This window comes from Curtobacterium sp. VKM Ac-2861 (assembly GCF_013204965.1).
Classification (GTDB): Bacteria; Actinomycetota; Actinomycetes; order Actinomycetales; family Microbacteriaceae; genus Curtobacterium.
Map to the genome: position 1 here is coordinate 148,917 of NZ_JABMLA010000005.1, position 20,625 is coordinate 169,541.

A 20,625-nucleotide genomic window follows, 5' to 3' on the forward strand; every position below is an offset into this window, starting at 1 on the left:
GATGGTGCGTGGTGGGACGGGCGCCGACGGCGCCGCTGGTGCCTACTCGACCGGTCGGATGACCGACGGGAGCATGACGTGGAGCTGGTCCTCGAGCTTGGTCTGCGCTTCTTCCAGCGATGCGAACTCACCGACGACCAGGCCGAAGGTGTCCGAGGCGACGAAGCGGCCGTCGCGCTTGTCGACGCTGCCACCGAAGTACCCGCCGTAGCCGGCGATCCACTCGCCCTGGTCTTCCTGCACCCAGGTGACCTTGGCGCGGGTCGGACGCGTCGAGGTCGCCGCGTCGGCTTCGAGGATCGCGATGGTGTCGACCGTGTCGGTGTCGAGGGTGACCTCGGCCTGCGTCGCGTTGTTGACGGTGATGCTCATGTCGCTCTCCTTCACGATCCGGGGTACATCTGCTGACACCAGAACGCTACGAGAACCGCGGCCCGAACCGCCAGCGATGCCCGTTGATTCACGGGTTCCGTCAATGCGACCCATCGGCGTCCCCCGGGTTTCCGGGGTGGTGTGACGTCTTTCCGGGGTACACGGGTCAGATCGGGGTACTCGTTTTCCGGACCTCCGAGATGCGTCACGGAATGACGGAGACACTCATCCGGGAGGCCCGACTCACTACCGTCGGTCGGGTGACCTCCGACAGTCCCCGCGATCCAGGGCGCGCCCCGGCCACCGGACGCAGCCGTCGGGTGGCGACGTGGCTCGCCGCCGCCTACGGCGTTGCGGTGGTGCTCGTCGGGTTCTGGGGTTCACCCGTCGACGCGGCGGCCGGTCCGACGCTCGACCGGGTGATCGAGGTCGCTCATCGCCACGGGGCCCCCGGCTGGTTCGGCTACGGCACGATCGAGTCGCTGTCGAACGTGGTCTTCTTCGTCCCGCTGGGCCTGCTCGTGGTCCTGCTCGCGGGCGCTCGGTGGTGGTGGGCGGCTGCGGCTGCGGGCGTGGTCGTCAGCGTCGGCATCGAGACCGGCCAGGCGCTCTTCCTGCCCGCGCGCACCGCGTCACTGGCCGATGTCCTGGCGAACGGCCTGGGTGCGGTCCTGGGCTCGCTGCTCGGGGTGCTGGTGCTGTCGTGGGCGGCGCACCGACGGCGTCGCTGACACCCGGACACGACGAAGCCCCCGGAGCGATGCGCTCCGGGGGCTTCGTTCAGTCGCTCGAGACTCAGACGGACTCGCGCTGACGACGGACCGAGGTGCGGACCAGCAGCAGGCCACCACCGAGGACGACGGCGCCGCCGGCGACCCAGATCGCGAGCATCGAGATCGTGGAACCGGTGAAGGCGAGCTCGCCGTTGCCGTTGGTGCCGGCAGCAGCGGCCGGGACGACGGCGGTGCCGTCGGCCGGGACGACCGTCAGGGCCGAGGTGGCCACGTTGCCCGAGGTGGCGCCGGTCGCGGTGAGCGAGTAGGTGCCCGACGCGCCCTGCGGCAGCGTGACGGAGACCGCAGCGGCACCGGTCGACGACGCCGTGTAGGTCTTGGAGACGGTGGTGATGGGCAGCGCGCCCAGCGTGACGGCGCCAGCACCGGTCACGGAGACGGAGACCGTCTCGTTGGCGACGAACGAACCGGCGGCGAAGCCGACGGTCGCGGTGCCACCGGAAACGGCTGAACCCGAGACGCTGACGTTCGACGCGGGCACGTAGCCGGCGGCGTTGGCAGCGGACGGAACGACAACGAACGCAGCAGCGGCCAGGACGACCGCAGCGATGATCTTCTTCATGGATGTGTCCCCTAGACCCTGATGGCTTCGCGCGGATGGAAGTGCGACCAGCCCCGAGTACTTGCAGGCGCGATTGCGAAGTCGGCTCAATCTACCGGGGATTCACAGCTGGTGGCCAGGGGCTTTGTAACCGACTGGTGAACACCGGGGGTCGACACCGCGTCGACCGGCGTTCGCCCCTGGTCCGGTCCACCGAGGTACTGAACCCGGATCGTCGTGCTTTTCCCTGGTGAGAGGGTGGTTTGGAACTGCGCGACGGGATGGTCGCCGTCCGTCGCCGTCTGCGGGGACGCGGTCTTGCCATCCTGAGTGGATGTGACGTACACCCCTGAAGAGGGGGCGTAGACGGCGACGTTTGTCCGAACTGCGCCGGGCGCTACGCCGAATGCTCCGGCCCCGGTGACGTACTCCGGCAGGCTCGTCGCCGCGTCCGCCGGGGCGGTGCTCGTCAACGTGACCTCGACCGTCCACGTCGGTCGACCGTCCTTCCGGCACACCTCGCTGCCGACCGAGACGGTCTTCTCGAGGTAGTAGTCCATCTTCGCGCCGGTGGCGTCGTTCAGGTAGACGCCGAACCGCTGCGAGCTCGCGTCGCTCGTCGGCAGTCCCCCTGCGATGGCCGTCCCGGTGAGCTCCGACTGCTCGCTCTTGTCGGCGCTCCAGAGCTTGACCCGTCCTTCGTCGACACCGGTCGTCAGCGCCGCGATGAACTCCTTCGGGTCGAAGCCGCCCTCGGACACCTTCGTGAACACCGCGCTTGCCGCGGACGCGAAGAACAGGTCCTGCACCGCCGGGTCCGGGTACTTGGCGTACGCATCGCTGAGCAGCAGCTGCACCGCGTTGTCCGACGTCAGCTCGTCACCGGTGGCGAGCTTCACCGGTCCGGTGGCCTTCAGGATGTAGCCGAGCGTCACGGGGTCGATCGACAGCACGCCGTCGACCCGCTGCCCGAACTGCCGCCTCCACATCTCCCGGGCGAGCTTCGCCGAGGTGTCGAACCGTGGCGTCAGAGTCACGTCCTGGATGAACTCCCCGGTGATCGAGCCGTACAGGCCCTGCGTCTCCGTGGTCAGCGGCAGCACTGGCTTGTCGGCCTGCGGGAAGTCCGACGTCGACGCTTGCTGCCCGAGCGAGATCGCGCCGTCCTTGACGTCCAGCAGCGCCACCGCTCCGGGGATCCCCCCGCCGGCACGCAGCTCCGCGTTGTTCTGGAAGAGCACGAGGTACTGCTTCGCGCCACCGTCGCCGAGCATCGCCGGCGCCAGCTGGACCACCTTGTCCGCGACGACCGCCTGTTCCGAAACAGACGCCAAGGAGGCCCGGAGCTGGTTCACGGCGTCCGTCACCGCCGACACGGTGTCACCGGTGTCGATCCGGTCGGCCGCGCTGGTCGCCCTGCTGAGCGCGGTGGTCGCCTTGGCGACCGCCGGCTGCGCCGCCACGAGCGGCTGCAGGTCGATCTTTCCGTCCTTGGGTTTGAACGCGTCGACGTCCACGTCGCCCAGGACCCCGGCGACCGGACGGACGGCGTCACTCGCCACGTCGTCCACGATCGCGGACACCTGGCGGACGGCGCGGAGATTGCCCCCGATGAACGGCGTGTGCTCGAAGACGGCCCACACCGGGTCACTCGTCTTCGCCCGGGCGTCGGCGGCACTCGACTCGAGCTGCACCGCCGTGCGCTGTGCAGCTGCAGTGTCGCCCTTGGCCAACTGCGACCGCAGGGTGTCGACGTGTGCGACGGACGACTCGAGGTCCTGCTTCGCCAGCGCCCCGCGGATCGTCACCCAGGCGACCGCGGCGATCACGAGCAGGACGATGAAGAGGACGCCCCACAGGAGCCAGCGACGTCGAGGCCCCCGGGTCCGAGCAGCACGTCGAGACTCGGGTGCGTCCGACATGGCCTCAGCTTAGGAGGCCGGGTCGACGTCCTCCGGAGACGTGGCCGCGTTCCGGGATATCAGCGCGCGTGAAAGCAAAGAGAGGTGCTCGCGTTTGCTATGTTCGACCCGCCGACTGCTCCGGAGAGCGACCGAGCGGACTTCGGTCGTGATGAGGGGCAAGTTGACTGGCACAGGTCTTCCATCGGTGGCGATCATCGGCACGCGTGGCTACCCCAGCTTCTACGGCGGCTTCGAGACCGCTGTTCGCCACATCGCGCCGCACCTCGCGGCCAGCGGTTGGGACGTCACCGTCTACGGCCGGCCTGGCACGACCGACGACGAGTTCGAGGCCGACCCCCGAGTCCGCTCGATCGTCACGCGAGGCCTGCAGAGCAAGTCCCTCAGCACCTTGACCTTCGGACTCACCTCCTCGCTGCACGCGTTGTGGACACGACCCGACGTCGCGCTCGTGATGAACGTCGCCAACGGGTTCTGGCTCCCCCTGCTCCGCGCCCGAGGGATCGCCACCGTCGTGAACGTCGACGGGATCGAGTGGGAACGGGCGAAGTGGGGACGTCTCGCGCGGACGATGTTCCGGACGGGCGCCCGGATGACTGCTCGTTGGGCGACCGAGATCATCGTCGACGCCAAGGCCATCGGCTCGCACTGGTCCGAGCACCTGGGTCGGCGCGGTCACTTCATCCCGTACGGCGGTGATCCGCACCCGACCGCGGCCGTCACACCGTTCGAGCAAGGGGCGTATGTCCTCGTCGTCGCCAGGTTCGTCCCGGAGAACACGATCGCTGAGTTCTTCGCGGCAGCGCCCGAGCTCGCCCGGACCCACGACGTCGTCATCGTCGGGTCGTCGGGGTTCGGCGGTGAACTCGACGAGCAGGCGGAGCGACTCGCGGGAGCGCACGAGCGGGTGCACTGGCTCGGTCACGTGAACGACGACGAGCTCTTGCACACGCTCTGGGCACAGTCCGGCGCATACTTCCACGGGCACAGCGTCGGCGGCACGAACCCGGCCCTGGTGCAGGCCATGGCGCTCGGCGCTCCGGTGGTTGCACGGGACACTGTCTACAACCGTGAGGTGCTCGGCGACAGCGGGGCGTTCACCGCACCCGAACCCGATGCGATCGTCTCCGCGCTGCGCACGGTCCTGCACGACTCGGTGCGACAGCGGGAGCTGTCGGAGCTCGGCCGGCAGCGCGCCGCCGATGTCTACTCCTGGGACAAGGTCTGCGCAGCCTACGAGGCGCTCCTGCGCCGGCAGCTTCCTTCCGGGGACTCGCCGTGAGGGTCCTGTTCGACGGCTACTGGTGGATGAACGGGCCGCCGTCCGGCCACATGGTGCTCCGCGAGGTCGTCGGGGCGTGGCGGCAGTCCTTCCCGGCGGACGAGTTGCACCTCGTCGTGCCCGCAGCGGAGCTCTCCCACGCTCGCGCAGAGTCGCCGGATCTCGTCTTCACCGGTACGTCGCTCAGATTCCATCCGTTCATCAACCGCGTGGCTCTCCGGCACACCGATCGGCGCCTCGGGCCGTTCGACGCGACGCTCGCGCAGAACTTCGCCGCCGGCACACGGAACAGCGGCGTCTTCGTGCACGACGTGCTGTTCCAGTCGAACCCGGAGTGGTTCACGAGAGCGGAGCGGATCTACCTCAGCTTGATCCCTCGGTTCGCTCGCCGAGCCGACATCGTCTTCACCTCCTCGCGCACCGAGGTGGAACGCATCAAGGCGTGGAACCCCGAACTGCAGCGCGTCGAGTCGACGGGCCTCGGCGTCCCGACTGCCATCACACGAGAGCACGCGAGCACGGAAGCGGACCCGGAGCTGCACCCTGGCCGCTTCCTCCTCACCGTCGGCCGGCTCAACGTCCGCAAGAACGTCGGGACCGTGATCGACGCAGTGGTGCGGGCAGGGCGCGTTTCGTCTGATCTCCCACTCGTGGTGGTGGGCAGTCCAGACGGACGCACCGAGACCCTCTCCGCCGCCGCGCGCACGGCGGTGGCGGACGGCTCCGTTCTGTTCACCGGGGCGGTGGACGACGCACGGCTCGCGTGGCTGTACCGCGAGTGCCGCATGATGCTGTTCATGTCGCTCGACGAGGGCTACGGGTTGCCACCGATCGAAGCGCTCGCGAGCGGTGCCCCGGTCATCGCATCCGACCGTCCTGTGCTGCACGAGGTCCTCGGCGACGCGGTGACCTACGTCGACCCGCGTGACACCGTGGCCATCGCCGACGCCGTCACCGCGGAGATCGACCGCCCGTGGCGTCGCGACGTCACCCAGGCGCCAGGAAACCGGCCGTGGGCCGACGTGGTCGCTGTGATCCGAGCCGGCTACCAGAGGGAGAACGCCCGCCGATGAGCATCTTGGACACCCTCTACGCACGACTCCGCGGTCGGCCCATGAGCGCCGACGTCCCGCCACGCGTCCTGCGCCAGTTCGCAGCCGTGAAGGGGCTCCAGGCAATCGGCGGCCTCACGCTGCCCCGACGGTTCGCCGACATCGGACCGCGCTTCCGAGCGCGTGGCGTCGTCATCCGCCACCCTCAGTACGTCCGGATCGGGCGAGGCACCTCACTCAACCGTGACGTCACGATCGACGGCTTCGCGAAGCGCGGCGTGTGGCTCGGCGAGAACGTCACCGTCGGCGCCGGTGCCGAGATCCGCGGCAGCGGTGTCGTCGCAGAGCCCGGAATCGGCGTACGCATCGGCGATCGGACATCGGTCGGACGCGGGAACGTCATCTGGGGGCAGGGCGGCATCACGATCGGCGAGGACTGCCTGCTCGGACCGAACGTGACCGTCGTCAGCGAGAACCACCGGTTCGACTCCCTCGTCGCCCCGATCCGTGAGCAGGGCCACGACCGCACTCCCGTCGTCATCGGCGATGATTGCTGGATCGGAGCCGGCGCGATCATCCTCAAGGGCGTCACCGTCGGTTCCGGGGCCGTCGTGGCCGCCGGCGCGGTGGTCACCCGGGATGTCCCCGCGTTCGCCGTCGTGGCAGGGGTCCCAGCGCAGGTGCGCACGAGCCGGAAGGACGACCGTGACGACTGATGACCGCGTCCAGTCGACCCTGTCGGTGGTCATCGTGACCTTCAACAGCGCCGGTGTCGTCCTCGACGCACTCGATGCACTGACCGGGATCGACGACCTCGAACTCGTGGTCATCGACAACGCATCGGCCGACGACACCGTCGACGTCGTCCGGAGCGCCTGGCCGTCGGCCACCGTGATCGAGAACCACGAGAACGTCGGATTCGCACGAGCGGTGAACGAGGGGGTCCGCCGATCGAACGGCGATCTCGTCATGCTGCTCAACCCCGACGCACAGATCGGGGCGCACGGCATCCGTGTTCTCCGTGACGCGCTGGGGTCCTACCCCGGCGATGTGGTCGCGCCGTTCGTCGAACAGCCCGCTCCGCAGCGGATCGTGTCCGCCGGCCGGATGCCGACCGTCTGGCGGATGTTCACGCACTACTTCGGGCTGTCCCGCCTGAGCGCGCGACTCCCGCTCCTTGAGGGGCACTACCTCCTGCCTCGCCAGGTCCACGGCACGATGCCCGTGGAGTGGGTGACCGGTGCGTGCTTCGTCGTCGCTCGACGCACGTGGGACGAAGTCGGTGGGCTCTCCGAGCGCTGGTTCATGTACGCCGAGGACATCGAGTTCTGCCACCGGGTCCGACGCGCGGGGCGCCGGGTCTGGTTGGCCCCGGAGGCGCGCGCCACGCACCTGGTCGGCCAGAGCGATTCGTCGGCGTCGACGACGGTCAATGCCGCCTGGGTCCTGAACCTGCGCGACTTCTACGCCACCCACCTCGCTCCCTCGAGCCGCTCCGTGGGGCTCTGGACCGCCGTCGTCGCTTCCGGCCTCGGTCTCCGCGGGCTCGTCGCCGCCGTGCGGCACGGAACGGGAAGCCCCGCGGCCCGTCGGTTCAGCGGGTACAGCAGGGCACTCGTCCGGAGCACGCGGTGAGTGCCGATCGCCCCGTGGTCGTCCTGACCGCATTCGCTTGCGATCCGCGGCTCCCCAGCGAACCGACGATCGGGTGGGAGTACGTGACGACCTGGCTCCAGATTGCCGAGGAGCGAGATCTGGACGTCGTCGCGGTGATGAACGAGCGCTCCCGGATCGCGACCGCCGATCGGTTGCGCGCCGATGGCGTCGACATCGCACGACTGCAGCTGATCAGCCCTCCGGAGCCGCTGTGGTCCCGGCCCCTCCGCCACCACCGGCTGACGCGTATCGAACACATCGTGTGGGGATGGCGGACTCCCACCGCCGTTCGCGGGGTCGTGGACGTCGATCGGATCGTCCTCGCGCGGCACGTCACGTTTGCCAGCGAGCTCCTCCCGGCCCCGATCACCTGGCTCCGCCGACGAGCCCACACCGTCTGGGGTCCCGTCGGCTCGACAGGTCGCGCCGACGCCTACCTGTACGAACCACGGCCGACGGACTGGCGCAGCCGGTACCTCGTGCAGCGGCTGCGCGACGTCCTGAGCGCGATCGCCGCCAGTCGCACGGGCCGTCGTGTCGGACTCACGCTCGTCACGTCTTCGGCTCTGGCCGACCGGCTGCGGTCGGTGGGAGCAGCAGCGCGCGTGTTCCCCAACACCCGCCCGCTCACCACCGAGCCGGACAACGCTGCCCTTGGCGATGGCCATCGCGACGGCATCCGAATCCTGTCGGTGGGGAACCTGGTTCCGCTCAAGCGCGTCGAGCTGAGCATCGCGGCCCTGGCGACGCCGGAGCTCTCGACGGCCAGCCTCCGAATCGCCGGCAAGCCGGCCCCCGGCCAGACGAACGAGCTTCCGGACCTCGCTCGTCGCCTCGGAGTCGAGTCCCGTGTCGAGTTCCTCGGCCAGATCCCCCGCGACGACGTCGTCCGTGAAATGCACGCAGCGGATGTGCTCGTGCACCTGTCCGCGCGTGAGGGCGGCTCCGGCGTCGTCGGCGAAGCCACATCGGTCGGCCTGCCCGTCGTGGCCTTCGCCGGAACCGGCGCCGCGGCCGTCCTCGACTACGCCGACGCCTCGGGCGTGGCCGTCCCCCGGTCGGCACCCCGCTCGATCGGGACGATCGCCGATGCCGTCCTGCGTGCTGCGTCCCTTCCTCGCCGTCCGAGCACCGTCTGGACGACGGACCGGCTGCTCGAAGCCGAACGGGGCCTCCTTCGTGAAGCCCTCGATCGGACGTCCTGACGATGACGACGCTCGCACGGATCCGGGCACTCCCGCAGCACCCCGTCGTCCTCCGGCTCGTCGACCAGGGTTCGTGGTCGGCCGCTTTCTTCCTCTTCACCATCACCGCGAGCGCGTCCCTCGGCACGCGGGATTTCGCCGCGCTCACCGTCGTGACGGCGATCGGCGTGATCGCTGCGGCCTGCGCTCGGTCGTTCGCGATGGACGGTCGGATCGTGGCAGGCTCGCGCGCGGGCCTGCCCGTCGACCAGGTGTTGTCCGGTCGAGCGGTTGCGCTCACGTCGGTGACCTTCGCACTGATCGCCACCGCGGCGAGCGCGGTGTGGATCGCGAGCGGTTCGACACCCGCTTCCCTGGCGCCGACAGTGCTCGCGGGGCTGATCGTCCTCGCTGACGGCCCGCACTACCTGCTCACACTGCAGCGCCGGTTCAGCGCGGCGATCGTGGGCGCCCTTCCCTACGCCGCCTTCGCCGTCGTCGCGGTGGTCTTGCTCCTGGTCGGCACCGACGTTCCCGTTCTCGTCTTGTGGTTGACCGGCCTCGCCGTGGCGTGCGGAGCATCGTGGCTCGCCGTCCTCCGCGCGCGCCCGCACTCTGCCCCGATCCCGGGGCTGCTCGGGACTGCATCGCGCATCTCCGCAGAGGCGCTCTACTCGGCGCTCGGATCACAGCTGGGCATCCTGATCATCTACCTCGTCGCGGTCCCCTCCGCGACCACCGGGATCCGGCTCGCCTACTCGGTCGTCTTCGCCCCGGTCTTCAGCCTGATCCAAGCCCTCACACCGCTGCTCCTCGTGCACATGAGCGATCTCGGCCAGAACGCCGGGGCAGCTCGTAGACGCGCAGGGATGAGGTGGCTCACCGCGGGGCTCGCCGGTGTCATCGTCTCCGGCCTCATCGGCTGGGCGGTCGCGGCGTCCGGTGTCGCGGGTGAGAACTACAGCCACACCGCTGCGTTCCTCGTGCCCGCGGGCGCGGCACTCGCGGGCAACCTCGTACTCGACACGGCGCTGCTCGTCGTCCGGTTCGGTGCGCGCCCGAGTGTCCCGCACAGGATCCGCTTGATCGTCGTCAGCATCGACCTGGCGACGCAGCTCGCCCTGACCCTCACGCTCGGTCTCGACGGACTCGTGATCGCCCTCGTCGGCATGGCCGTCCTCAAGGCCATCGCGGCGGCGGTTGCCGTTCGGCTCTGGAACAAGTCGACCCCCGATGCAGAACGGATCCACGCATGATCGGCCTCGTGTCCAGCCTCCGCCGTGAACTGCGCCGAGCAGCGCGGGATCTCGTCCTCAACACCGTGATCGCCAGCGCAGCAGTTGTTCCCCGTGCTCGCTGGCGGCTGCTCCGCGCCGTCGGTCTCGACGTGCACCGCTCCTACGTGCAGGCGCGGTGCTTCTTCGGCGCGCGGAATGTGTCGATCGGCGCAGGTACCTTCATCAACTACGACTGCTTCTTCGACGGCTCGGCACCGATCACGATCGGCCGGAGAGTCCGCATCGGAATGCGGTGCCTCTTCGTGACCGGTTCGCACGAGATCGGAACCCCCGACCAACGAGCCGGTGTCGAGACCGCTGCACCGATCATGATCGAGGACGGCGCGTGGATCGGTGCAGGAGCTACGATCCTGCCCGGCGTCACGATCGGCCGCGGAGCCGTCGTCGCCGCAGGTGCCGTCGTGACGAGCTCGGTGGAGCCCATGCAGACTGTGGCGGGTGTGCCCGCACGGCCGATCCGGTCGAGCTGAGGCATAGTGGACGCACGACTGGGGGTCAGCAGGAAATGAACAAGGCCATCGAGTCGAGCGGTGCGTCCACGCTGCAACGCTCCTTGCAGTACCTGGTGCTCTTCGTTGCAGTCGTGAAGATCCCCGGCTTGTCGTTGTTCCCCGCCCCAGGTCTCCTGCTCGGGCTTGTCCTCGCGCCGGTCGTCGCGCGCACACTGTTGAACGAGCGCATCGTCGCGGTCCTGTTCGCCGCAGCCACCGTGGCCGCAGCGAGTGGTCTGATCACCGGTGCCTACACTCCCGTGACTTCCGGCTCGCCAGGCGATCTGTTCGTCCAGGCCACCCTCATCGCGTGGATCTACTCGATCCCCGTCACCCTGGCGCTCGTGATCTGGGCCAGCACCGGCGTGAGCACGCGGACCGCACTGACGCTGGTGCTCGCGGGCGGACTGGTGAGTGCGCTCGTCAACGAGCCTCTGGCATGGAAGGGGAGCATCGGCATCTTCGCCACGATGCTCGCGCTCGCGCTCGCATGGGGACACTCGCTGCTCCTGGCTCGCACGATCCTGGTCGTCTCAGCGGCCCTCAGCGCGGTGGGCGACGCGCGCTTCATGACCCTGATCGCCCTGCTGGCAATGGCAGCGACGTTCATCGGCCCGAAGACCCGTGCACGATTCGCTCAGCACCCGGTCCGCTGGAGCGTCGCCATCATCGCCGCGGCGCTGATCGCTGCCCGCTTGGCGATCGTCGCGATGCAGTCCGGTCTGCTCGGAGCAGCTATCGCGCTGCGGACGCAGCACCAGTTCATCGCAGGCCGTTCGTGGGTCGAAGCGGCTCGGACCGAGTGGGCAGCCACGCTCCACCTGTTCTCGGTTCAACCGTGGGGCTTCGGGATCGGTGAGGTCACGAACGGTGGCATCGCGCGAGAGGCGATCGCGCGGGTCCAAGCGGTCGGCGGTGACTACACCTCCGACTACTTCCTCGTCGACGTGTTCGGGAGCCGGGTCGACCTCCACTCGATGACTGCCGACCTCTGGTACCACTTCGGGGTCGGGGGAATCGTGGTGGTCGCCATCATCGGCGCGTACCTGCTCTTCGCACTCCCCTCGGCGATCGGACTCACTCGCACGGGAGGCGTCCTCGCGACCTTCGGGTGCTTGGCCGGGGCCTGGGACCTGCTGTTCAGCCCGATGGGAAACGTGGATCGACTCATCGTCGCACTGGCGCTCGCTGCCTACGTCCTCCGCCGAGAACCGCATCCGGGTGTCAGCGGCGTCCTCCCTGCGCGGGAGACGGACAGGGTTCGGCGCAGTCGACTGGCCGCCTCCTAGAATCCGAGGGTGAAGCGCTCCAACCGACGAACGATCGTCATCGGAAGTGCCGTGGTCGCAGTTGCAGGGCTGGTTGCCGGAGCACAGAAGCTCCATGCGTCGTACGTCACTCACCAGGCGTGCGCGTCGGTCCGCGCGGACGGAAGGTCAGCCGGCACCGTGGACGTGATCGGTTCCGGCCCGCTCCGGATCGCCGTCATCGGCGACTCCTACGCCGCTGGTGACACCTTGGCCGACCGCACCGACGCGTGGGTCAACGGCTTCGCGGCCGAAACGGACGCGACGGTGACGGTCCTCGCCGAGGGCGGCACCGGGTTCACGAACCCTGGGTTCTGCGGAGACAACACGTTCGGGTCGAGGGTTGATCGGGTTGCCGAGACGAAGCCCGACCTCGTGATCATCGAAGGTGGGTTGAACGACACCGGAGCATCTGCCGATGACGAACAGACCGCAGTGCGCTCGGTGCTCCGCGGGCTCGGCGCTTTCGATGTCGTCATGGTCGGACCGGTGGCCGTCCCCGCGGTGACGGGCGAAGCGAAGGTCGATGCGTGGCTCGAGAAAGCCGCCGGCTCCGCTAACGTGCGCTACGTCTCGGCCCTGCGATGGGACATCGACCTCGGCCCAGACGACAAACACCCGTCCGCCGAGGGCCACGCAGAGTTCGCCAGACGGTTGAGCGCAGCGATCGCGGGCTGAAGACGCGGTCAGTACGCGCCTGCGGAACTCATCACAGCACGCGCAGTGCGCCAGAGGATGATGACGTCGCCGACGAGTGACCAGTTCTCCACGTAGTAGAGGTCGAGGCGCACGGAGTCCTCCCAGCCGAGATCAGATCGGCCGCTCACCTGCCAGAGCCCCGTGACACCCGGCTTCACGAGGAAGCGGCGGTGCACCCGCGCCTCGTAGCGCTCCACCTCCCGCTGCAAGGGAGGCCGCGGTCCGACGAGCGACATGCTGCCTGACAAGACGTTGAACAGCTGCGTCAGTTCATCGAGGCTGAATCGCCGCATGAATCGTCCGACCGGTGTCACTCGCGGGTCATCGCGCATCTTGAACAACACGTCATTGCCCGCAGCGCGATCGAGGTTGCTGAGCTCTTGGAGCCGGTCTTCCGCATCGATCGCCATGGACCGGAACTTGACCATGCGGAACGGTCGGCCGTTGAGTCCGACACGCTCCTGCAGGAAGAGCACCGGGCCCGCCGAACTGACCCGGACGGTGATCGCGAGGAGCGCCAGGACCGGCGACAACAAGACGATGAGCAGCAGCGACCCGACGATGTCGAACGCGCGCTTCGTCCACAGCTTCCGGCCCTCGTACGTCGGCGTCTCGACGTGGATCAGGGGCAGCCCCTGCACCGGCCGCGTGTGGATGCGCGGGCCACCGATGTCAGTCAGGCTCGGGGCAACGACGAGGTGCTGCTTGCCGGGTTCCAGGGACCAGCTGAGTTCGCGGACCCGTTCCGGGGGCAGGTCGTCGGCGCTCGTGATGACGACGGTGTCAGCGCCGCTCTGCTCGAGCGCCACAAGGATGTCGTCGAAGCCGCCGTAACTCTGCACGCCGGATCCGGGAAGAGCACCGACGTGTCCGCCCGACACCGTGGCACCCAGAACTCGGTAGCCGGCCTCGGGCGTGCGGGCGAGCTCCTGGGCGATGTGCTGCACGCTCGCCGGGGAACCGACCAGCAGGACCTTGGCGGAGTAGCGCCCGGACCGACGTTGCGCGACCAACCACTGTCGCCACATCCATCGCGAGAGCAGCAGGAACAGGATCCCGACGGGGAACGCGATGAGGACGTACCCGCGGGCGAGCTCGATGTGGAATAGGAACGCCGCGATGGCGAGGATCCCGAACACGCGGACGCTCGAGTCAGCCACGAGCCGGTACTCGGTGCTGCCGACCCCGAGCACACGAGCACCGCGTGTGTCGAACACGGCCAGAGCGCCGAGCCAGAGCAGGATCACGATGATCGAGATCCCCGTGTAGTTGAGGCGGAGGTCGTTCGCGTTCGTCGCCAGGTTCGAGTCGAATCCGAGCCAGGCGATCTGCACCCCGAACACCACCCAGATCAGGACGAGCAGGTCGGTGAAGAGCACGCGGCGCCCGTAGGCCCGGCTCCAGTCAGCAGTCGACGACTGCGCGGCGCGGGACGGCGCAGAGGTGCCCTGCGCGTCGCTCACCACGTGACCCCGTCGTCCGTCGACACCAGCGCATCACTCCCGGACCACAGCCACACGGCGTTCCCAGCCCGTGCGACGGCGAGCGCCCCGTCCGGGTCAGCCTCAGCCGCGCACCCGACGACGGTGGACTTCGTCGCCGGGGTCACACCGACGGCGGGCAGGGACCGGATCTCCGCACCGGCGCACGCGGCAGCACCGACGCGCGCGACGAGGTACGAGTCACCGTCGTCCGCCAGCGATCGAGCGCCGACGAGCGGCACACCGACCCAGTCTCCGTCGCCGGAGCGCCACTGCACCTCATCGGCGCAGACGACCGCGGTGGTGAACTCGCCCTCGTAGGCCTCGATGGGGTCCGCACACGGAGAGTCGACGGTGCCCGTCGACAGGATCAGCCCGTCGGGTCCGACGCCGGCTCCGGCTGCGCTGGCGGCGCCGTCTTTCCAGGACCGACCGTCGTCGACGGACGTCCGGACCGTCGGTTCGCAGTCGTCGCCCGTGCCGATGACGACCGCGACGCTGTCCGTGCCGGCGCGGAGCGCCAGCACGGCGCCTGCTCCGGCCCCGAGACCGACGGGAGTCCACGTCGTTCCGCCGTCCACGGTGTGTTCCAGGACCCCGTCGGTTCCGTCACACACCCCACTGGAGGCGCGCCATGCCTCCTGACCGTCGACTGCGGACAGCAGACGGCGGCCGGGCGCGACCATGCCTGCGGGATCCGCCGTGGCGGCGCCGGACGGCTCGGCGGTGCCGGTGCCCGGCGACCGGGGAGAACTCGAGAAGGTCGGCACCGGACCCGGGGAACCGTTCGACGAAGGCGCCGTGCGTGCCAGTGCGAGTGCGACGAGCACCACGTCGACGACCACCAGGACGACGACGATGACGGCGACCCAGACGAGCGTGCGGCGCGAGAAGACGCTGCCGAGGGTGCGGGACCCTCGGCGCGGACTCACGTGCGGACCGCCGTCATCGAGCGGCTCCGCGGGTGGCTGCGACACGGCCGCGCTTCGGGGGCTTCGGCATGGGGGTGTCCTCGTCCTGCAGGCCGTAGCCGTACGCGTAGCCGTAGCGGCCGTAGCCGTAGGCACCCGGTCCCTTGGTCGGCATCATCGTCATGACGAAGCCGGCGATCGGGGCACCGACGTTCTCGAGCGCACTGACCGCGCCGGCGAGCTGGCCCTTGTGGGTGCGGCCGGAGGCGACGGCGACGATCGCGCCGGAGGCCTTCTTCGACAGGATCGCGGCGTCCGTGACGGGCAGCAGGGGCGGGGCGTCGAACAGGACGTAGTCGAACTGCTGCTCCAGGCCGGCGATCAGGTCCTGCATCGCGCGGGAACCGAGCAGCTCGGACGGGTTCGGCGGGATCGGCCCGGCCGGGAGCACGACGAGGTTGCCGCGGCCCCACGGCACCGCGACGTCCTCGATCGTGGCGCGTCCGATGAGCACGTCGGTGAGCCCGGCGCCGCCCTCGAGGTCCATGTACGTCGCGATCTTCGGGCGGCGCAGGTCGGCGTCGATCAGGATCACGCGGAACCCGGCGCTGTCGAGCGCGATGGCGAGGTTCGCGACGGTGGTGCTCTTGCCCTCGGACTCGACCGACGACGTCATCACGAAGGTGCGCGAACCGGTGCCGAGGTCGAGGAACTGCAAGTTGGTGCGGAGCGTGCGGAACGACTCGGCGCGCGGGCTGCGCGGGTCGACCTGCACGATGAGCGGGCGCTCCGAGGCCTTGCTGTCGTAGGCGATCCCGCCGACGACCGGCTTCTCGCTGATCTTCTCGACGTCCGACTCGGTGCGGACACGGTTGTCGAGCGTCGAGCGCAGGACCGCGACGCCGACGCCGAGCGCGAGGCCGACGAGCAGACCCAGCACGACGTTGACCGGCACGTTCGGGCTGACCGGTGCGCTCGGCACCTGGGCTTCCTTGACTCGGGTGAGCTTGACCGTGCTCGTACCGTCGGCGTCGGTGGCCTCGATGTTCTGCACGACGTTCGTCAGACTCTCGGACGTCGCGTTGGCGATGTCGGCGGCCTGCTTGGCGCTCGTGTCGTTCACGGTGATGGAGATGAGCGTCGTGTTGAGCGGCGCGTCCGAAGTGACGAGCTCCGCGAGCTGGTCGGACGTCATGTCGAGCTTCAGGCTGGAGATCACCGGCAGGAGCACGATCGGCGTCTCGACGAGGTTCGAGTAGGTCAGCACACGCTGCTGCGTGAAGGTGTTGCCCTGTGCCAGGTCGCTCGCGCTGCCACTCGTCTGCGTCGAGACGAAGACCTGCGCCGAGGCGGAGTAGACCGGCTGCTTCAGCAGCGAGAAGCCCGCCGCGGCGGCGACGCCGACCAGTGCCAGCACCAGGATGAAGACCCACCCCTTGCGCAAGACCGCGATGTAGTCGCGTAGCTCCACGCGGCACCCTTCCCCGAATGTCGCCGCGTCCTGCAAGTCCCGTCACAGGTCGGCCAGGATCGTCCCAGCGTTCGGCAGGGAAATACTGCCACACCGATGAGACGCGCTCGGGGTCGTGCGACGTCGAGTCTCGTTCTGCGTCCCGTACGGTGGCGGCATGCAGCCCGAACCGGACGCGCCGACCGCCGCCCGCCCCTCCTCGGCGGTGCGGGACCTGCAGGTCATCGTAATCGCGCTCCTGGTCGCCGTGCTGCTGTCCCGCATCGTCGGTGGCGTCGCCCGGACTGGGGGTCTGCCTGCGCCGATCACGCAGGTGCTCGCTGCGGACCTGGCCGTGTGGGTGCCGCTCGTGCTCGGTGTCGGGTGGGTACTCCGGAAGTCCAGCCCGGCCGTCCTCGTGCGGCGGCTCGGACTCGGGTGGGCCGACGTCGTCGCGGCGATCGGCATCGTCGTCGTGTGCCGCGGGCTCGACGCCGTGCTGTCCGTCGCGTTCTTCGGCGCGACCGGGCTGACGCCGCAGCCGACCCTCGGCACCCCGGACGTGCTGCTGCTCGTGGTCTCGGCGATCGGGGTGTGCCTGGTCAGTCCGGTGCTCGAGGAGATCGTGTTCCGGGGTGTCATGCAGCGTCGGCTGTCGGCCGAGCTGACGCCACGCACGCGGTTCCTCGCGGTGTTGGTGACCGCGTTCGCGTTCGCGCTGATGCACCTGGCGATCAGCACGACCACGTCGTCGGTCGCGGGCTTCGAGGTCTTCGTGACGACGTTCGTGCTCGGTCTGCTGACGGGGACGCTCGTCGCCATGACCGGACGCATCGGCGGGGCGATCCTGGCGCACGTCCTGTTCAACACCGTGGCGGTCGTCCTCACCTGGCCGCGCTGACACCGACCGCACGATGAGCCGCCCCGACCGGTAACGTCCTTCTCGAATGTCTCGCCCAACCAGCATCCTCGAGAGCCCCCTCGCCCGGCAGGCTCCCCTGAGTGCGCTGTTGGCGCTCGGAGCCGTCCTGAGCATCACGGTGCCGTCGCTCCAGGTGACGGACGACGGCCTGTTCGTCGCGAGCCTCGCGGTCACCGGCGTCGCGACGGTCGTGGCTGCGGTGGCACTGGCGTTGCCGCACTCCGTCGGGCTCGTGCCGGCGTTGCTGGTGCTCGACTTCGTGGCGATCGCGCTGTTCCGGACCAGCACGGGCGCAAGTGCTTCCGTCTTCACCTCGCTCACCGTCCTGCCGGTCGTCTGGTGCGGGTCCCTGCGAGGGCGCCTGACCGTCGTGTACGCGGCGCTGGGCGTGACGCTCGTGATCATGGCGCCCTACTTCCTGACGCCGACGAACGTGCCCGGTGCGAGCGAGCTGGTCCGTCTCGGCGTCACCGTGATCGTGTTCGGGACGGTCGCGGCAGTCGTGCAGGAGCTCTCACGGCGAGCGCGGCGCAACGTGCGCGCTGCCCGGCTGGGCGAGGAACGCGTGCGCGCGGAGATCGAGCGGGCCGCCGCCGTCCAGCGGTCGCTGCTGCCGACGTCGACCGACCACCTGGGCGTTGACGTCGCGGTGGCGGGCGCCTGCTTGCCGGCGAAGTCGGTCGGTGGCGACTTCTTCGACTGGTACGAGACGAACACCGGGATCGCCGTCAGCCTCGGTGACGTGATGGGCAAGGGCGTGGGGGCGGGGCTCATCGCAGCGGCCGTGCGGGCCACGGTCCGCAGTGCCCGCACCGTCGACGACCCGTCCGAGGCGCTCCTGCGGGCGGCCGACGGACTCGCCGCCGAGGGCAGCGCGACCGACGTGACCTTCACCACGCTGTTCCACGCGCGCATCTCCACCGACGGGACCTTCCGTTGGGCGGACGCCGGCCACGGGTTGAGCCTGGTGCTCCGGTCGGACGGCGCCGTCGATCGGCTCCGGTCGAGCGACCTCCCGCTCGGGATGGGGCTCCGCGACGAGTGGGCGACGACCGAGGGGTTCCTCGACACCGGCGACCTGCTCATCTCGTTCAGTGACGGCGTGCTCGACCTGTTCGGCGGGCGCGAGGACACCGTCGACGCCGTGGCCGATCTCGCACGGGCCTACGGCTCCGAGCCCACGGCGCTGGTGGCGGCGCTGTCCGCGCGGGCGGACGAGGTCGCGCACGACGACGACGTGACCGTGATCGCGATCCGACGAGCACCGGTGGCGATCGGGGCCTCCGCACTGCCCGCGCAACCGGCGCGTCAGGAGCGCACGTGACGAGGTCAGTCGTCGGTCGGTGACGCCTGCTCGCGCCGGAACCGCTCGATCTCGGCATCGACCTGCCGCCGCGAGAACCGCTTCGCCACGACGATCCCCCACGTCACACCGACCGCGGTGAGCACGGCCCCGAGGACGATCCCCTCGATGCGAAGGTCACCGTCGCCCCGGTTCGGCACGATGGCACCGACCAGCAAGCCCACCCCGATGACCGTGATCGTCGACAGCACGAACGTGGCGACGGGGCTGCCCAGGCGCGGACGGCCAGTCGGCAGTGACCAGGCCGAGGTCGCGAGCACGAACCAGCCGACGAGGACCCCGGCGCTCACCGGGAACCACTGCCCCAGCAGGAGCAGCAGCCCGAGCGACAGCACGAACCCGCCGACGCACCAGAGCCACCACCGGTTCCGGTCCCGCCGCTGCTGCCCGGCCACGTCGTCGTTCCCCATGCCTCGACCGTAGCCCAGCCGCGCAGCTGCGTGGCCGCAGCGCCCAGCGGCCGCCCCTCAGAGCGCCCGCGAGAAGCAGACCGACTCGGGGTCCTCGCGGTACGGCCCGAACGGCTGGATCCGCACGAACCCGTTCCGGACGAGCAGTGCGGCCGCGTGGGGCTGCAGCACTCCCATCTCCGCCACGACCGCCGGTGCCTGCAGCTCTTCGGCCTGCGCGAGCAGTTCGAGCACGAGCAGGTCGCCGACGCCCTGCCCGCGGGAGTCCGGTCGGACGAACAGCCGGCGGATCTCGAAGACCCCGTCCCCCGCGGCGCTGAGCGACCCGGTCCCGAGCGCCAGGCCCGAGGGGTCGCGGGCGATGACGTGCACGGCGGCGGTCGCCCCGGTGAGCGGCCGTCCGGTGTCGGCGGACCGCCCGTAGATCCGGTCGACCTCGATCCGCGCCGCGGCGCGCAGCCGGACGGCGTCCTCGAGGTCGAAGGACTCGGCCGCGACCGAGATCGTCAGGTGCTGCATGTGCTGTTCGTTCCTCGCCGGCACGGCGTCGTCGCGGTGCCACGTGGGTGATCGGTGTGCGTGCCGCCGCTCGAACCCGAATCGAGCGGCGGCACGGTGGGTGCGCTTCCGCTCGAACCCGAATCGAGCGGTCTCGCATGCAGACGGCTGGCGTCTGCCCTCGGACGCCCTAGCGTCCGTGGTCTGTGGTGGGTCTGGGTCAGCCCACGAGGCCTGGGTCAGCCCACGGGGGTCCGGGTCAGCTCACCAGGTCGAGGTCCCAGACGGGCGCGACGTAGGTCCGCGACCATCCTTCGCGCAGGCGGGTCACGGCCCGGTCGAAGGACTCCAGCAGGTCCATCTCCGGCCGCACCATCGACTGCAGCTGCAGCCCCTCGTAGGTCGCGAGCAGCTGCTCGGAACCACGTGCGGGCTCCATGGTCCGCGGCTCCCGGCCGAGCAGGATGTCCCGCTCGAGGGAGTGCTGCACGAAGGCGTGGAAGCGCCGCCAGCGGGAGTGCAGCATCGGCGCCAGCGGGTGCTCCGGCGAGGCGGCGATGTTCAGGCTGGCGGTGAGGAACCGCATGAGCGACGGGTCGGCGATGTTGGCGGTGACGATCGCACGCAGGAACGGCACGGTGCCGTGCTGTTCGGCGAGCGGCATGAGCGGCGTGGTGCGCTGGTCGTTCCAGCGGTCGATCGTCGCCAGGAGCAGGCCGTCCCAGCTCGGGAACGTCTGGTCGACGACGTCGACCGACTCTCCGGCCTCGGCCGCGACGACGGCCGGGGTCACCTCGTGCAGCGGGCGGGCCCGGAGCGCGCGGATCATCCCCTCGACGACCGTCGAGCGGAGCGACGCCGGATCCGGCGTTTCGATGTGCATGCATTCACCACACCAGGCACACGCGTCCCGCCAAAGCCCCCGAACGGGTCCTGTTCGCTTATCGGACCAGCACGATCCGGTCACGGTGCTCCCGACGGAGCAACCTGCG

The 20,625-nt window shown here is 69.7% G+C and carries 21 protein-coding genes; 12 read left to right on the forward strand and 9 right to left on the reverse strand.

The features are described 5' to 3' along the window. Positions 1-42: 42 nt before the first annotated feature. On the reverse strand, positions 43-372 hold the full coding sequence (locus tag HQQ88_RS13835) for a hypothetical protein (RefSeq protein ID WP_111086112.1): 330 nt from the start codon (positions 370-372) through the stop codon (positions 43-45). Between the two features lie 260 nt (positions 373-632). Here HQQ88_RS13835 and HQQ88_RS13840 point away from each other — a divergent pair, with 260 nt between their 5' ends. Beyond that, positions 633-1,103, forward strand: coding sequence for a VanZ family protein (locus tag HQQ88_RS13840; RefSeq protein WP_173169755.1), 471 nt, complete (start codon positions 633-635; stop codon positions 1,101-1,103). A 64-nt stretch (positions 1,104-1,167) separates the two neighbouring features. Here the strand turns inward: HQQ88_RS13840 and HQQ88_RS13845 are convergent, their stop codons facing one another. Both HQQ88_RS13845 and HQQ88_RS13850 read right to left on the reverse strand, forming a co-directional pair. Next, on the reverse strand, positions 1,168-1,728 hold the full coding sequence (locus HQQ88_RS13845; RefSeq protein ID WP_173169756.1) for a sortase: 561 nt from the start codon (positions 1,726-1,728) through the stop codon (positions 1,168-1,170). Positions 1,729-1,814: 86 nt separating this feature from the next. After that, positions 1,815-3,629 carry a DUF4012 domain-containing protein gene (locus HQQ88_RS13850; protein WP_173169757.1) on the reverse strand — a complete coding sequence of 605 codons (1,815 nt, stop codon included), beginning with the start codon at positions 3,627-3,629 and terminating at the stop codon, positions 1,815-1,817. Between the two features lie 163 nt (positions 3,630-3,792). Between HQQ88_RS13850 and HQQ88_RS13855 the strand changes: the two genes are divergently transcribed. From HQQ88_RS13855 to HQQ88_RS13895, 9 genes are all read left to right on the forward strand, one after another. Further along, positions 3,793-4,911: a glycosyltransferase gene (locus HQQ88_RS13855; protein ID WP_254067115.1), complete on the forward strand. Its 1,119-nt coding sequence runs from the start codon at positions 3,793-3,795 to the stop codon at positions 4,909-4,911. Further along, positions 4,908-5,984, forward strand: a complete 1,077-nt coding sequence (locus tag HQQ88_RS13860; protein WP_173169758.1) for a glycosyltransferase family 1 protein — start codon at positions 4,908-4,910, stop codon at positions 5,982-5,984. Before HQQ88_RS13855 ends, HQQ88_RS13860 begins: the two co-directional genes overlap by 4 nt. Next, positions 5,981-6,679: an acyltransferase gene (locus tag HQQ88_RS13865; protein ID WP_173169759.1), complete on the forward strand. Its 699-nt coding sequence runs from the start codon at positions 5,981-5,983 to the stop codon at positions 6,677-6,679. Before HQQ88_RS13860 ends, HQQ88_RS13865 begins: the two co-directional genes overlap by 4 nt. Continuing rightward, a complete protein-coding gene (locus HQQ88_RS13870) occupies positions 6,669-7,598 on the forward strand; it encodes a glycosyltransferase family 2 protein (RefSeq protein ID WP_173169760.1) in 930 nt (309 codons plus the stop codon). The genes HQQ88_RS13865 and HQQ88_RS13870 overlap by 11 nt, the downstream gene beginning before the upstream one ends. 83 nt (positions 7,599-7,681) lie before the next feature. After that, positions 7,682-8,824: a glycosyltransferase gene (locus HQQ88_RS13875; RefSeq protein WP_173169761.1), complete on the forward strand. Its 1,143-nt coding sequence runs from the start codon at positions 7,682-7,684 to the stop codon at positions 8,822-8,824. 2 nt (positions 8,825-8,826) lie between these two features. Next, the gene (locus HQQ88_RS13880; RefSeq protein WP_173169762.1) at positions 8,827-10,059 is read left to right on the forward strand and encodes a hypothetical protein; all 1,233 of its coding nucleotides are present in this window, start codon (positions 8,827-8,829) and stop codon (positions 10,057-10,059) included. Continuing rightward, positions 10,056-10,571, forward strand: a complete 516-nt coding sequence (locus tag HQQ88_RS19935; protein WP_173169763.1) for a DapH/DapD/GlmU-related protein — start codon at positions 10,056-10,058, stop codon at positions 10,569-10,571. Before HQQ88_RS13880 ends, HQQ88_RS19935 begins: the two co-directional genes overlap by 4 nt. Positions 10,572-10,606: 35 nt before the next feature. Beyond that, positions 10,607-11,881 (forward strand): hypothetical protein, encoded by a 1,275-nt coding sequence (locus tag HQQ88_RS13890; protein WP_173169764.1) that lies wholly within the window; start codon positions 10,607-10,609, stop codon positions 11,879-11,881. Positions 11,882-12,046: 165 nt separating this feature from the next. Further along, positions 12,047-12,577, forward strand: a complete 531-nt coding sequence (locus tag HQQ88_RS13895; RefSeq protein ID WP_367917030.1) for an SGNH/GDSL hydrolase family protein — start codon at positions 12,047-12,049, stop codon at positions 12,575-12,577. A gap of 8 nt (positions 12,578-12,585) precedes the next feature. Here the strand turns inward: HQQ88_RS13895 and HQQ88_RS13900 are convergent, their stop codons facing one another. Genes HQQ88_RS13900 through HQQ88_RS13910 form a run of 3 tightly spaced genes read right to left on the reverse strand, consistent with a single transcriptional unit; the run spans position 12,586 to position 16,461 of the window. Next, positions 12,586-14,061: a sugar transferase gene (locus HQQ88_RS13900; protein WP_367917023.1), complete on the reverse strand. Its 1,476-nt coding sequence runs from the start codon at positions 14,059-14,061 to the stop codon at positions 12,586-12,588. Continuing rightward, a complete protein-coding gene (locus HQQ88_RS13905; RefSeq protein WP_173169767.1) occupies positions 14,058-15,011 on the reverse strand; it encodes a hypothetical protein in 954 nt (317 codons plus the stop codon). The genes HQQ88_RS13900 and HQQ88_RS13905 overlap by 4 nt, the downstream gene beginning before the upstream one ends. Positions 15,012-15,024: 13 nt before the next feature. Next, entirely contained in the window at positions 15,025-16,461 is a 1,437-nt protein-coding gene (locus HQQ88_RS13910; RefSeq protein WP_173169768.1) for a polysaccharide biosynthesis tyrosine autokinase, read from the reverse strand. A gap of 157 nt (positions 16,462-16,618) precedes the next feature. Here HQQ88_RS13910 and HQQ88_RS13915 point away from each other — a divergent pair, with 157 nt between their 5' ends. Both HQQ88_RS13915 and HQQ88_RS13920 read left to right on the forward strand, forming a co-directional pair. Beyond that, positions 16,619-17,341, forward strand: coding sequence for a type II CAAX endopeptidase family protein (locus HQQ88_RS13915; RefSeq protein WP_173169769.1), 723 nt, complete (start codon positions 16,619-16,621; stop codon positions 17,339-17,341). Between the two features lie 46 nt (positions 17,342-17,387). After that, positions 17,388-18,686 carry a SpoIIE family protein phosphatase gene (locus tag HQQ88_RS13920; RefSeq protein WP_173169770.1) on the forward strand — a complete coding sequence of 433 codons (1,299 nt, stop codon included), beginning with the start codon at positions 17,388-17,390 and terminating at the stop codon, positions 18,684-18,686. 5 nt (positions 18,687-18,691) lie between these two features. Here the strand turns inward: HQQ88_RS13920 and HQQ88_RS13925 are convergent, their stop codons facing one another. The 3 genes from HQQ88_RS13925 to HQQ88_RS13935 all read right to left on the reverse strand — a co-directional run bounded on the left by HQQ88_RS13925 (position 18,692) and on the right by HQQ88_RS13935 (position 20,516). Further along, the gene (locus HQQ88_RS13925) at positions 18,692-19,135 is read right to left on the reverse strand and encodes a hypothetical protein (protein ID WP_173169771.1); all 444 of its coding nucleotides are present in this window, start codon (positions 19,133-19,135) and stop codon (positions 18,692-18,694) included. A 57-nt stretch (positions 19,136-19,192) separates the two neighbouring features. Further along, positions 19,193-19,654: a GNAT family N-acetyltransferase gene (locus HQQ88_RS13930; protein WP_173169772.1), complete on the reverse strand. Its 462-nt coding sequence runs from the start codon at positions 19,652-19,654 to the stop codon at positions 19,193-19,195. A gap of 238 nt (positions 19,655-19,892) precedes the next feature. Further along, the gene (locus HQQ88_RS13935; RefSeq protein WP_123340091.1) at positions 19,893-20,516 is read right to left on the reverse strand and encodes a TetR/AcrR family transcriptional regulator; all 624 of its coding nucleotides are present in this window, start codon (positions 20,514-20,516) and stop codon (positions 19,893-19,895) included. Positions 20,517-20,625: the final 109 nt, after the last annotated feature.